The organism is Variovorax sp. JS1663, assembly GCF_002157355.1.
Taxonomy (GTDB): domain Bacteria; phylum Pseudomonadota; class Gammaproteobacteria; order Burkholderiales; family Burkholderiaceae_C; genus Variovorax.
The window spans coordinates 1-13,188 of record NZ_LYMK01000041.1; the positions used below are offsets into that span (position 1 = coordinate 1).

Consider the following 13,188-nt stretch of genomic DNA (forward strand, 5'->3'; position numbering starts at 1 on the left):
GTGATGTTCAGGTCCGCGAAGGTCTTGAGCTCGCCCGCGTCGGTCCTGCCGTCGTGGTTGGCATCGACCCACACGCGCAGGTCGTTCCAGGCCGCGTCGGCGCTGTCGAAGAGGTTGTCGGCGTTCGAGTCGAGCGACTTCAATGCCGCGAAGCCGTTCAGCGAGATTTCACCCGGCGCCTCAACAAATAGCGCGCGCAACTCGGGTTTCAGCTCCAAATCATTTGGCGATGCCGCACCCGCTTGATTTGAAAAAACAAAAACCAACAGCGATATGCAGAGATATTTCACTTGCTTAATCTCACTCAGATTTGTTTGCAGATAACATTAAAACCAAATCAAGGCACATATTGCTTCAACTTCTCTGAGCTGGATTGTCGAATCTTCTCTATCATTTCAAAATATCGCGCAGCGATTTCCGATGAGGAAAGCGTGTTTTGAGCGCCAAAAACGGATCAACAGCCGTTCCATGCCAATTCAGTGCTGCATTCACTGCATCAAACCACATCCGCCCTTCACGCAGTTTCATATTATTGAACAGACCGCCTTCGACCAACGCCATCCAAGGAAAACTAACTCGCGAATTTTTGATACACAGGCTGGAATCAAGCATTAATAGAATTCTTCCGCGAGCATTCATCAGCCTGCTAGCGTTAACATCGGAAAAAGCCAATTTCCACGAAAGATACAGCGGAAAATCCACTGCAGCTGGAGGCGAAAGAGCTGTTTCCTGGCGCAACCAAAAGAAGTCAGCTTCGCTTTCTTCTTTGTTCATTAGAGGAACCACGCCACCATTCCGGAGATCGGGGAAAAGTACGAGCATGAGTTCGTCGTACTTTTTCTCATTCTTCAACCGGTCGAGCAAAGCCACTCGCGAGCCGTATTGCATTTGGCCTTGTGAATAGAGCGGCTTACGCTGGATGTTTGAAGCGCACCCGGACAGCGCCATGATCACCAATAAGATTGAAGCAGTTTTCTTTATGGGGATCGTAGCTCGGGTCAGCTTCACAAGACTGATGCAAGCGGCCACAAGAAAAGCAGAAAAAGCAAAAGCAGTCAAATCGAATGCCAAGCGACGGAATGCATGCTCAGTGAAGTAGCAGGCGCAACGCGCCCATATGTCACCCGAGCTCACACAGATTCGTGCAAAACTATGACTCATCATTTTTCTCGGACTCATTTTTCTGATTTAGAAAGCGTCCCTGAGACGGCAGGCGCCGCATCAAAGTCCACGCCTCAGGCCGTGGGTCGTACCTGTTGAATGAACCCGATGCGTGCAATGCGCCGCGCGCAGGACAGGCAGGCGCGACGTCTTCGACTTCGGATGTCAACGTGCTCATTACCGAATAGCCGGCGTACTCTTGCTGGACGCGGCGAAGAAAGATGCCCGTTGCCTCGTCAGCGTTGCCCGCCGACTCCAGGGTGTGAACGAGCCTGATCTGCAGGCCTTGAACGCCTTTTCGAAGAACGGCTGAGATCAGATAGCGGGTCCGCTTGCCCGAAGCGAATTGCGTCTTGGGGACCGAGCAAGCCAGCGGTTCAGCAGGCGACGCCATCGCCGGCTCCACGCTCTGCATGGCAAGAAAGAGCATTAACCATCTGCCGAGCCAGCGGTTCACTTCGCGCCCCCGCAAGGCCCTTCTGCTGAACGCAGCCACATGCACTGGCCGGGAACGGTGATCAGCTTGCCCTCCGCAGTCACCTCGATGCAGCTACCCTCCCAGCTGACACCGCCGTTGGCCACATGGATCGGATTGCGCGAAGGGACAACGACGCCATTGATGCGCGTCTCGTGGCACATAACGAATTCTCGAAGCACGTGGCTCGGCGGCATTTTCGGACCGCGTTCCCGTGGTTCCGACCCATCCGCCGCCGCCTCCCCAGATGCACCGGCCGTCGGTCGTTCGATGCCCGCGCAGCCGGCAACATCCAAAGCCGTCGAACCGACCGCGAGTACACAGAACACGCGGATGGCGAAGCAACGGGCTGGCGCCCATGCCTCAGCCAACACGGCGCTCATTGGCGCGAAGCTCCAACTCATCAACTCTCCCTGATCTCGTTTTTTGAAAGGCAGCAACTTGCTCCCTGCTTTTTGGGCCGCCGGAGAATATCCGAGAGAACACCGTCAAAGCGAGCAAAATTGCCTTTGATCAAATCCGCTAGCACTTGTGCTCTACACAAGCGCCGCGGGCTCATCTCCAGGAGTTAATCCAATGCCTGTCAACGCCTTCTATGCCCAGTCCGGCGGCGTCACCTCCGTGATCAACGCCTCCGCCGCGGGCGTCATCGAGACGGCACGCCGGCATGCCGACCGCATCGGCACCGTCTATGCCGGGCGCAACGGCATCCTCGGCGCGCTGGCCGAGGACCTGATCGACACCGGCCTCGAATCGGCCGAGGCCATCGCGGCGCTGCGCACCACGCCCGCGGGCGCCTTTGGCTCCTGCCGCTACAAGCTCAAGTCGCTGGAGAAGAACCGCCGCGAGTACGAGCGGCTGATCGAGGTCTTCAAGGCGCACGGCATCGGCTACTTCTTCTACAACGGCGGCGGCGATTCGGCCGACACCTGCTTCAAGGTGAGCCAGCTCTCGCAGTCGATGGGCTATGCGCTGCAGGCGATCCACGTGCCCAAGACCATCGACAACGACCTGCCGCTGACGGACTGCTGCCCGGGCTTCGGCTCGGTCGCGAAGTACGTCGCGGTGTCGACACTCGAGGCTTCGCTGGACGTGCGCTCGATGGCCGCGACATCGACCAAGGTCTTCGTGCTGGAGGTGATGGGCCGCCATGCAGGATGGATCGCCGCGGCGGGCGGGCTGGCGGCGGACCACGGCATTCCGGTGGTGATCCTGTTCCCCGAGATTCCCTTCGACCAGCCGGCCTTCCTCGCGCGCGTGGATGCGCTGGTCAAGCACCACGGCTATTGCACGGTGGTGGTGTCCGAAGGCGCACACCATCCCGACGGCAGCTTCCTCGCGGAGCAGGGCACGAAGGACGCGTTCGGGCACGCGCAGCTCGGCGGCGCGGCGCCGGTGGTGGCGCAGATGGTGAAGGAGGCGCTGGGCTACAAGTTCCACTGGGCCGTGGCCGACTACCTGCAGCGCTCGGCGCGCCACATCGCCTCGGCCACCGACGCGCGCCAGGCCTATGAGCTGGGCCAGCACGCGGTGGAGCTGGCGCTGGAAGGCAAGAATTCGGTGATGCCGACCATCGAGCGCACCTCCGACTCGCCCTATGCCTACCGCATCGGCAGCGCGCCGCTGGACCAGGTGGCCAATGCCGAGAAGTTCATGCCGCGCGACTACATCTCGGCCGATGGCTACGGCATCAGCGACAAGGGCCGCGCCTACCTGCTGCCGCTGATCCAGGGCGAGGACTACCCCAGCTACCGCGACGGGCTGCCGGTCTACGTGACGCTGCAGAACCATCCGGTGGCCAAGAAGCTGCCACCCTTCGAGATCACGAAGTGAAGCCTGCGACGCCGCTGCCCGACGCCACGCGCTGCCCCCTGTGCAGCGAAGCCAACCGCTGCTCCATCGAACTCGAACGCGAGACGGGCCAGCCTCAGGGTCCCTGCTGGTGCATGCAGACCCCGATGCCTCCGTCAGTATTGGCACGTGTGCCGGCCGAGGCGCGCGGCCTCGCCTGCATCTGCGCCCGCTGTGCTACGCAGGCGGCGACGGAGATGGCGGCTCCTGTGGTGCCACCTCCGGCTCCGGCGCCGGTGGCGGCTCTTCATCAGTCCCAGGCATGACCGCCGGCGGCGCGGCGCCGCCCTTGCGCTGCTGCGCGATCACCTCGTGGATGAACTGCAGCTTGCGCACCGCCTCGCGCGGCAGCACGAAGGGATAGAAATCGGGCTGGCCCATGCTGCGCGAGAGCTCGTTGAGCACGTTGGTCAATCGCACCCAGCCGTTGAGGAAGTCGAGGAACTCGCTCGCCTCGGGATGCTCCGGCTGCCAGAGGTCGGACAGCTCGAACAGGTCGCTGGTGAGCTCCACGTTCTGCGCATCCACGCCGAAGCTCTTCGCCGTGTCGGCCGTGTCCGCCATGTGCAGGTAGTGGGCCCAGGTCTCGGCCCAGTCCTCCCACGGATGCGCGCTGGCATAGCTGGTGACGTGGTGATTGGCCCAGTCCGCGGGCGGACCGTTGTTGTAGTGGTTCTGCAGCGCGGCCGCGTAGTCGGCGCGCTCGTCGCCGAATAGCTCGCGAAAGCCTTCGAGCCAGGGCGCGGGGTGCACCAGCAGGTCCCAGTAGTAGTGGCCGATCTCGTGGCGGAAGTGGCCGACCAGGGTGCGGTAGGGCTCGCGCATCTCGGCGCGGATGCGCTCGCGCACCGCGTCCTCGGCCTCCTCGGCGTTGAGGGTGATCACGCCCATCTGGTGGCCGGTCATCACGTGCGGGCCGCCCGGCAGGTTGCCGAGGAAGTCGAAGGCAAGGCCGTGCTCCGGGTCGGACAGGCGCGTGGCCACCGGCAGCTTCAGCGCCAGCAATTGCGAGATCAGGCGCCGCTTGGCCAGCTCCAGCTTGCGCCACAGCTCGCCGTTGACCTCGATGGACAGGTCGGGGATGGTGCGCGTCACGCTGCAGGCCAGACACATGCCGGGCACCAGGCCGTCGGTGTTGAAGGACGGATCGTCGCCCGCGCGCGGCGCGGGGACCATCCAGTTGCAGGCCGCCGGCGTCATCAGGTTTGCGCAGCAGCGGTAGGCCCGACCGCCAGCATCGCCGAAGACGGCGAAGGTGTCGGGCTCGGCGCCCTCGTGGGTGGCCGGTGCGAGAGGCACCACCCCGAGTTGCTCGATCACGTAGCCGAGCGGGGTCTGGCAGGCCAGGCAACGGCTGTTGTGCAGGAACACGGGCCGGCCGCACTGGCACTGGTAGGCGCGGGTGACGGTGGGGGCCTTCAGTTCGGCGGCGAGCGAGGATGCCCCACCGTCGTCGGCGGGCGTGGGGTCGGCGGTGGCGGGTTCCATGTGTTCTTCTCGGGGGCGCGAAAGGGAAGGCGGGCCATTTTGCGGTCGCCTGGCCGGCCGGCCCGGCGCGCAAACCCCGATATCCTTGTAGGACAGCCCGCCCGGCTGCGCCCGATGACCGACGCCGTTCCCTCCACCCAGACCCTCACCGCCCGCTACGGCACCCGCTACCGCTGGCTGCTGCTGTTCTCCGTGATGGTGGGCGTGATGGCGTCGATCATGTCCTCGACCATCGTCAACGTGGCGATCCCGGGTCTGAGCCACCACTTCACGCTGGGGCAGGAACGGGCCCAGTGGGTCAGCTCCGGCTTCATGGTGGCGATGACGGTCTCGATGCTCACCACGCCCTGGCTGCTGGCGCGCTACGGCTACCGCCGCACCTACGTCGGCACCATGGTGCTGCTGCTGGCCGGCGGCATCACGGGCGGGGTCGCGAACCACTTCCCGCTGGTGCTGGCCGCACGCGTGGCGGAGGGGCTGGCGGCCGGGGTGGTGCAGCCGATCCCCGCCATCATCATCCTGCGCGCCTTCGAGCCCCATGAGCAGGGCCGCGCGAGCGGCATCTTCGGCATGGGCGTGGTGCTGGCGCCGGCCATCGGGCCCAGCATCGGCGGTGTGCTGGTGGATCTGTTCGGCTGGCGCTCGATCTTCTTCATGGTCGTGCCCTTCTGCCTGGCGTCGATCTGGCTGGCGTATCGCTTCGTGCCGGTCACCGCGCCGGGCGGCGCGACCGCGGCGCGCGGCGCGGCGCTGGACTGGGGCGGCGTGGCGCTGGGCACCGTGGGCACGTTGTGCCTGCTGAATGGCCTGGTGGAACTGCGCGGCGATGCACCGCTGCAGGCCGCGGCGCTGCTGGCCGGCGCCGGCCTGGCCTTCGGCGCCTTCGTGGCTTGGCAGCGGCGGGTGGCGGCCGCGGGCGGCGCGCCGCTGATGAACCTGGCGCTGTTCCATCACCGCCAGTTCGCCATGGGCAGCGTGGTCGCCTTCATCTACGGCACGGCGCTGTTCGGCTCGACCTACCTGCTGCCGGTCTACATGCAGGTGGGGCTGCAGCTGTCGGCCTCGCACGTCGGCACCATCCTGCTGCCGGCCGGCATCGTGCTGGCCTTCGCCATCGCGCTGGTGGGTCGGCTGGCGGACCGGCAGCCGACCTGGCTGCTGGTGAGCATCGGGCTGGCGCTGCTGGCCCTCTCCTTCGCGCTGATGCTGGTGCTGCGGCTGGACAGCGCGATCTGGCTGCTGGCCGTCTTCGCCGTGATCGGCCGCATCGGGCTGGGCTTCATCCTGCCCTCGCTCAACCTGGGCGCGATGCGGCCGCTGGAGAAACCGCTGATCCCCCAGGGCGCGAGCGCGATCAACTTCCTGCGCATGCTGGGCGGCGCAGCCGGCGTGAGCCTGTGCGCGATCGTGCTCGAATGGCGGCTGGCCGCGCACGGCGATTCGCTGGCGAACCCGGCCACCAGCGCCGCGCGGCTGGCGGCCTTCGACGAGGTGTTCGCGCTGCTGGCGGCGCTATGCGCGCTGGCGATGTGCGCCGCCTGGCAACTGAAAGAAAAGCCTGGCGCCTGAGTGGGCGCCGCTGCGTTCTAATAGCCGGCATGTGCCAACTGCTCGGAATGAACTGCAACACGCCCACGGACGTGACCTTCAGTTTCACGGGCTTCGCGCAGCGCGGCGGCCGCACCGACCACCATGCCGACGGCTGGGGCATCGCCTTCTTCGAGGACCGGGGGCTGCGGCATTTCGTCGACCACCAGCCGGCCTGCGAATCGCCGGTGGCCGATCTGATCCGGCGCTACCCGATCAAGAGCCGCCACGTCATCGCCCACATCCGCAAGGCCACGCAGGGCGCGGTGAACCTGCAGAACTGCCACCCCTTCGTGCGCGAGCTGTGGGGCCGCTACTGGGTGTTCGCCCACAACGGTGACCTGAAGGACTTCCGCCCGCGCCTGCACGGCAACTTCCACCCGGTGGGCAGCACCGACAGCGAGCATGCCTTCTGCTGGATCATGCAGGAGCTGGCCAAGTCGCATGCCGGCGTGCCGACGGTCGAGGAGCTGACGCTCACGCTGCGCGAGCTGGCGCCGCGCTTCGCGCGCCACGGCAGCTTCAACTTCATGCTCTCGAACGGGCAGGCGCTGTGGTCCCATGCCTCCACGCACCTCTGGTACATCGAGCGGCGCCATCCCTTCCTGACGGCGGAGCTGTCGGATGAGGACTTGTCCATCGACTTCGCGCAGCACACCACGCCCGACGATCGCGTGGCGGTGGTGGTCACCGCGCCCCTGACCACCAACGAGACCTGGACCGCTTTCATGCCCGGCGAGTTGGCGGTGTTCGTCGACGGCCAGCGACAAAGCTGAGCGCTCCCCGGGTTCCCCCAAAGCGCTGGCGTTGGGCTGAGAGCCTGAGTGAGGCTAGCGCAGTTCCGCCTCGAGCGCGTCGATGAACATGGCCGGCACGTCGAAGCCGGTCTGCTCGGTGATCTCCTGGAAGCAGGTCGGGCTGGTCACGTTGATCTCGGTCAGCGCATTGCCGATCACGTCCAGCCCGATCAGCAGCAGCCCGCGCTCGCTGAGCACCGGGCCGATGGCCTCGGCGATGCGCCGGTCCTGGTCGGTCAGCGGCTGGGCCACGCCTTTGCCGCCGGCGGCCAGGTTGCCGCGCACCTCGGTGCCCTGGGGAATGCGCGCCAGGCTGAAGGGCACGGCCTGCCCGGCGATCACCAGGATGCGCTTGTCGCCCTGCGTGATCTCGGGCACGAAGCGCTGCACCATGAGGGTCTGCTCCCCATGATTGTTGAGCGTCTCGACGATGGAACCCAGGTTGAGCCCGTCGGCCCGCACGCGGAAGATCCCCATGCCACCCATGCCGTCCAGCGGCTTGAGGATGATGTCCTGGTGCTCGGCATGGAAGGCGCGCACCGCGGCCGGATCGCGCGTGACCAGCGTGGGCGTGGTGTATTCGGCGAACTCCATGATCGCCAGCTTCTCTGGATGGTCGCGCAGCGCGCGCGGGCGGTTGATCACGCGCGCGCCCTCGCGCTCGGCCTGCTCCAGCAGGTGCGTGGCGTAGATGTATTCGGCGTCGAAGGGCGGGTCCTTGCGCATCAGCACCGCGTCGAAGGCATGCAGGGGCCGCTCGATCACGGCCTCCTCGCGGAACCAGGCCTGCTCGCCGGTGAGCGTGATTTCGCGCACTTTCGCGATGACGGGGCGCCCGCGCTGCCAGGTGAGGTCCTGCGGCACGCAGGCCGAGAGCTTGTGCCCGCGGCGCTGGGCCTCGCGCATCATCGAGAAGGTGGTGTCCTTGTAGATCTTGAACTGCTCGAGAGGGTCCGCAACGAAAAGGATGTGCATCAGGATGTCTTTCCGGTGGTCGATGAGGAGCGGGCTGCGTCTGCCGCGGCCCGGGCGTCTTGCCTGATCTTGCAGGCAGGTGCGATGTCCTTGCCGGCGAAGGGTTTGCGGCCCAGTTGCTGGATCGCGAGCCCGACGGCGCCGGCCGCCACGCCCCAGAAGGCGGAGCCGATGCCGGCGATGGTGAGGCCCGAGAGCGTGACCAGGAAGGTGATCAGCGCCGCCTCGCGGTGCGATTCCTCCCGCACCGCCGCGGCCAGGCCACTGCCGATGGTGCCCAGCAGCGCCAGGCCGGCGATGGCAGCGACCAGTTCCTTCGGGAAGGCGGTGAGCAGCCCCGTGACCGCGGCGCCAAACAGGCCGATCACCACGTAGATCGCTCCGCAGCTCACTGCCGCGGTATAGCGCCGCGCCGGATCCTCGTGCGCCTCGCGGCCCATGCAGATGGCGGCGGTGATCGCGCTCAGGTTGAGTGCGAAGGCGCCGAAGGGCGCGAACGCCAGCGTGGCCAGGCCGCTGAGGGTGATCAGCTTCGAGATGGGCAGGTCGTAGCCGGCCGCGCGGATCGCCGCCACGCCCGGCAGGTTCTGCGAGGCCATGGTGACGACGAAGAGCGGTAGCGCCAGGCTGACCACCGCCTGCCAGCTGAAGACCGGCAAGGTGAAGACCGGCGCCGCCACGCTGAGGTGCACCGCGTTCCATGCCAGTTCGCCGCGCGCCGCCGCGAAGGCGATGGCGGCCAGCAGCGTCAGCGGCACCGCGTAGCGCGGCAGCAGGCGCCGCGTGACGAGGTAGCACAGCAGCATCAGCAGCACCAGAGGCAGCGCGGTGCGCGCCGCGAGGAAGGCCTCCAGGCCGAAGCGCGCCAGCACGCCGGCCAGCAAGGCCGAGGCCAGCGCCATCGGGATGCGGTTCATCACGCGCTCGAACCATCCGGTGGCGCCGGCCAGCGTGATGAGCAGGGCGCAGACGATGAAGGCGCCCACGGCCTCGCCCATGCCGTAGCCCGACCCGGCCACCGCCAGCACAGCCGCGCCGGGCGTGCTCCAGGCGATCATCACCGGCTTGCGCCACCACAGCGAGGGCAGCGCCGTGGCCAGGCCCATGCCGAGGCCCAGCGCCCACATCCAGGAGCTGATGATCTCGGGCGTGGCGCCGAAGGCCTGCGCCGCCTGGAACACGATGGCCACGGAACTGGTGAAGCCCACCAGCACGGCGACGAAGCCGGCGGTAAAAGACGAGAAGCCCAGGTCCTTGAAGAATCTCATTCGAGAATTGTGCCGCCGAGCGCCGAGTCATGGCCGGCGAAGCCAGGCCCGTTCGGGAGATACCGCGGAACCGGCTTTGCCGGGCCGCTGGTGTCGCCCCCGGTGAGGGGGTTGGCGGACCGCACGAAGTGGGGGAGCCTGGGGGAGAGCTAAATTTCTATCTTCGAACCCAATTCCACCACCGCGTTGTTCGGCAGGCCGAGGAAGCCGGCCGCCCCGCTCGCGCTGTGGTGCATCTGCGCGAAGAGTTTCTCGCGCCACGGCGCCATGCCGCTGCCCAGGGTGGGAATGACCACGTCGCGCGACAGGAAGTAGCTGGTGGTCATGGGCTCGAGCTGGCAGCCGCGCAGGCGCGCATGCTCGAGCGCGCGCGGCAGGTCCACGTCGTTCTTGAAGCCGTAGTGCACGATCACCTGCCAGCAGTGGTGGCCGAGCGCCTCCATCTCGATGCGCTTGTCCATCGGGATCCACGGCACCTCGTGGTTGCGCACGGTGACGAACAGGTTCTGCTCGTGCATCACCTTGTTGTGCTTGAGGTTGTGCAGGAGCGCGTTGGGCACGACGCCCGGCTCGGCCGTCATGAAGACGGCGGTGCCGTCCACCCGCGCCGGCGGGTTGACGAAGACGGAATCGAGAAAACCGCGCAGGTCGATGGCCTCGGCCAGCTGCATCTGGCCCATCAGGCGCCGGCCTTCCTTCCAGGTCAGCATCAGCATGAAGATGGAGCCGCCGATGAGCAGCGGGAACCAGCCGCCCTCGAAGAGCTTGAGCAGGTTGGAGGCAAAGAACAGGAAGTCCACCACGAAGAACCAGCCGGTGGCCGCGACGCAGAGCCACAGCGGGTAGTTCCAGGCATAGCGGATCACGAAGAAGGTCAGCACCGTGGTGATCAGCATGTCGGTGGTGACGGCGATGCCGTACGCCGCCGCGAGGTTGCTCGACGAACGGAACATGACCACCGCCAGCACGATCGCCACGAACAGGCCCCAGTTGACGAAGGGGATGTAGATCTGGCCCGCGGCGCGCACGCTGGTGTGCTCGATGTTCAGGCGCGGCAGGTAGCCGAGTTGGATCACCTGGCGGGTGACGCTGAAGGCGCCGGTGATCAGCGCCTGCGAGGCTATCACGGTGGCGGCGGTGGCCAGCAGCACCAGCGGGATCAGGGCCCACTCGGGCGCCATCATGAAGAACGGGTTCTTCACTGCCGCCGGGTTCTCCAGCAGCAGCGCGCCCTGGCCGAAGTAGTTGAGCACGAGCGCGGGCATCACGACCGAGAACCAGGCGATGCGGATCGGGCCCTTGCCGAAGTGGCCGAGGTCGGCATAGAGCGCCTCGGCGCCGGTCACGCACAGCACGGTGGCGCCCAGGATGATGAAGCTGGTGCCCGGGTTGTCCCACATGAAGCGCAGCGCATAAAGCGGGCTGATGGCCTTGAGGATCTCCGGATGGGTGAGGATCTGCGCAACGCCCAGCAAAGCGATGGCGATGAACCAGGCCAGCGTGATCGGGCCGAAGAAGCGGCCGATGCCCGCGGTGCCATGCTTCTGGACGGCGAACAGGCAGAACAGCACCACCAGGGTGATCGGTATCACGTAGTGCTTGAAGTGCGGCGACACCACCTCCAGGCCCTCGACCGCCGAGAGCACCGAGATCGCCGGCGTGATGACGCCGTCGCCGTAGAAGAGCGAGGTGCCGAAGATGCCCACCGCCAGCAGCACCTGGCGCAGCCGCGGCTTGTCGACCACCGCCTGCGAGGCCAGCGCCAGCATTGCGACCAGGCCGCCTTCGCCCTCGTTGTCGGCGCGCAGCACCAGCACCACGTACTTCAGCGAGACGATCACCGTCAGCGTCCAGAAGAACATCGACAAGATGCCGTAGACGTTCTCGGTGGTGAACGGCACGTGGCCGTGGCCGAAGACCTCCTTCACTGCATACAGCACGCTGGTGCCGATGTCGCCGTAGACGACGCCGATGGCCGCGACGATCAGCGCGGCGGAGGAGGATTTGGTCGGGGACACGAAAGTGGGTGCACGAGGGTGTCCGGCGTCGAATGCACGCCGGGGCGGCGGGGCGGCCTTGTCTGGCCTCCGCGTCGCCCTCCGCCCTCGGGTTTGCGTTGCTGTGGGGCCGCTATTTTGCCGCCAGCGGGACCGGCCGCAAGGCCAAGTCCGCTAAGAAATTATTCGTACGTTTCGGCGTCCGGATTGGTCGCTTCCATTTCGTAGCTGGCCGCGACCATGGCCAGCCGGCCAATCACCCCGTACATGTAGAAGCGATTGGGTGCGCTCGCACCGGGCTTGGCGCCGGGTTGCGGTAAGTGCGCACTCTCCGAGAAAGCCAGCGGCACGAAGCTGGCGCCCGGCATGTTGAGGTTCTCGTCCGGGCTGCGCTCGGCATGCACGCGGTAGAAGCCGCCGACCACGTAGCGGTCCATCATGTAGACCACCGGCTCGGCCACGCCGTTGTTGACCCGCTCGTTGGTCAGCACGCCCTCCTGCACGATCAGGTCGGTCGGCCCCTGGGGCGTTTCCTGCCCCGGCGAGGCGGGCGCCTTGCCGCGGCTGCGACGACCGAAGGCCTCCAGGTCCTTGACGTCGCGCACGGTCATCACGCCCATCGGGTCGGCACCGTTGTCGGCCTTGACCACCACGAAGGGCTTTTCGTTGATGCCGTATTCCTTGTACTTGCGCCGGACCTTGGTGAGCAGCGCATCGACGTGGCTGGTCAGCACGTCCAGGCCCTTGCCCTCGGCGAGGTCGACGCCGCCGGCGCGCGCGTGCATCGGGTTGATCAGCCAGGGGTCGATGCCCAGCAGCTTGCCGAAGCGCTTGGACACTTCCTCGTAGCTGTGCAGGTGGTTGCTCTTGCGGCGCACCGACCAGCCAGCATGCAGCGGCGGCAGCAGGTACTGCTCGTGCAGGTCCTCCAGGATGCCGGGCGTGCCGGCCGAGAGGTCGTTGTTGAGCAGGATGGTGCAGGGATCGAAATGCTTGAGCCCCAGGCGCCGGCGGCTGCGCACCACAGGCTCCAGGCACACGCTCTCGCCGTGCGGCAGCTCGATCTTCTTGGGTGACTTGATGGCGGGGTCGATGGAGCCCACGCGCACGTTGAGCCCCGCCATGTGGAAGATGCGCACCAGCCGGGCCACGTTGGCCAGGTAGAAGGTGTTCTTCGAATGGTTCTCGGGAATGACGAGCAGGTTGCGCGCCTCCGGGCAGATCTTCTCGATCGCGGCCTGCGCGGCCTGCACTGCCAGCGGCAGCATGTCCTCGGTCAGGTTGTTCCAGCCGCGCGGGTAGAGGTTGGTGTCCACCGGCGCCAGCTTGAAGCCGGCGTTGCGGATGTCGGCCGAGCTGTAGAAGGGCGGGGTGTGCTCCATCCATTCCAGCCGGAACCAGCGCTCGATGGCCGGCATGGAATCGAGGATGCGCTGCTCGAGTTCGTTGATCGGGCCGGTCAGGGCAGTGACGAGATGGGGGACCATGCGGCGGCCTTGTAGTGCGTGTTCTGCGGCGAAAGGTGGAGTGGAATTGTAGGATTTGAGGGCGCCGGCCCGGATGACAAGCGCCCCGGCCGCCCCGCCACC

13 protein-coding genes are annotated in these 13,188 nt (G+C 66.2%); 4 read left to right on the forward strand and 9 right to left on the reverse strand.

The window, feature by feature from the left end; genetic code table 11:
* The 4 genes from A8M77_RS26650 to A8M77_RS35575 form a co-directional block, all read right to left on the reverse strand.
* The coding region (locus A8M77_RS26650; RefSeq protein WP_143694765.1) for a hypothetical protein at positions 1-290 on the reverse strand (290 nt) is incomplete at its 3' end.
* Between the two features lie 100 nt (positions 291-390).
* Positions 391-1,071 (reverse strand): hypothetical protein, encoded by a 681-nt coding sequence (locus tag A8M77_RS35565; RefSeq protein ID WP_143694766.1) that lies wholly within the window; start codon positions 1,069-1,071, stop codon positions 391-393.
* A 79-nt stretch (positions 1,072-1,150) separates the two neighbouring features.
* Positions 1,151-1,618, reverse strand: coding sequence for a hypothetical protein (locus A8M77_RS35570; protein ID WP_143694767.1), 468 nt, complete (start codon positions 1,616-1,618; stop codon positions 1,151-1,153).
* A complete protein-coding gene (locus A8M77_RS35575; protein WP_143694768.1) occupies positions 1,615-2,076 on the reverse strand; it encodes a hypothetical protein in 462 nt (153 codons plus the stop codon). The genes A8M77_RS35570 and A8M77_RS35575 overlap by 4 nt, the downstream gene beginning before the upstream one ends.
* 136 nt (positions 2,077-2,212) lie before the next feature.
* Between A8M77_RS35575 and A8M77_RS26660 the strand changes: the two genes are divergently transcribed.
* Together A8M77_RS26660 and A8M77_RS26665 are read left to right on the forward strand one after the other, a co-directional pair.
* A complete protein-coding gene (locus tag A8M77_RS26660; RefSeq protein WP_086924546.1) occupies positions 2,213-3,469 on the forward strand; it encodes a 6-phosphofructokinase in 1,257 nt (418 codons plus the stop codon).
* On the forward strand, positions 3,466-3,753 hold the full coding sequence (locus A8M77_RS26665) for a cysteine-rich CWC family protein (protein ID WP_086924547.1): 288 nt from the start codon (positions 3,466-3,468) through the stop codon (positions 3,751-3,753). Before A8M77_RS26660 ends, A8M77_RS26665 begins: the two co-directional genes overlap by 4 nt.
* Here the strand turns inward: A8M77_RS26665 and A8M77_RS26670 are convergent.
* Positions 3,665-4,975, reverse strand: a complete 1,311-nt coding sequence (locus tag A8M77_RS26670; RefSeq protein ID WP_086924548.1) for a zinc-binding metallopeptidase family protein — start codon at positions 4,973-4,975, stop codon at positions 3,665-3,667. The two genes, A8M77_RS26665 and A8M77_RS26670, sit on opposite strands and share 89 nt — an antisense overlap.
* A gap of 114 nt (positions 4,976-5,089) precedes the next feature.
* On the opposite strand from A8M77_RS26670, the gene A8M77_RS26675 reads away from it, so the two are divergent.
* Positions 5,090-6,544, forward strand: coding sequence for an MFS transporter (locus A8M77_RS26675; protein WP_086924549.1), 1,455 nt, complete (start codon positions 5,090-5,092; stop codon positions 6,542-6,544).
* 29 nt (positions 6,545-6,573) lie between these two features.
* Positions 6,574-7,338, forward strand: coding sequence for a class II glutamine amidotransferase (locus tag A8M77_RS26680; RefSeq protein WP_086924550.1), 765 nt, complete (start codon positions 6,574-6,576; stop codon positions 7,336-7,338).
* Positions 7,339-7,392: 54 nt separating this feature from the next.
* Here A8M77_RS26680 and gshB read toward each other — a convergent pair whose 3' ends face one another.
* From gshB to gshA, 4 genes are all read right to left on the reverse strand, one after another.
* Positions 7,393-8,334, reverse strand: a complete 942-nt coding sequence (gene gshB / locus A8M77_RS26685; protein WP_192871686.1) for a glutathione synthase — start codon at positions 8,332-8,334, stop codon at positions 7,393-7,395.
* Entirely contained in the window at positions 8,334-9,602 is a 1,269-nt protein-coding gene (locus A8M77_RS26690; RefSeq protein ID WP_086924551.1) for a benzoate/H(+) symporter BenE family transporter, read from the reverse strand. Before A8M77_RS26690 ends, gshB begins: the two co-directional genes overlap by 1 nt.
* A gap of 149 nt (positions 9,603-9,751) precedes the next feature.
* Positions 9,752-11,620: a potassium transporter Kup gene (locus tag A8M77_RS26695; RefSeq protein WP_086924552.1), complete on the reverse strand. Its 1,869-nt coding sequence runs from the start codon at positions 11,618-11,620 to the stop codon at positions 9,752-9,754.
* 161 nt (positions 11,621-11,781) lie between these two features.
* The gene (gene gshA / locus A8M77_RS26700; RefSeq protein ID WP_086924553.1) at positions 11,782-13,086 is read right to left on the reverse strand and encodes a glutamate--cysteine ligase; all 1,305 of its coding nucleotides are present in this window, start codon (positions 13,084-13,086) and stop codon (positions 11,782-11,784) included.
* Positions 13,087-13,188 lie beyond the last annotated feature (102 nt).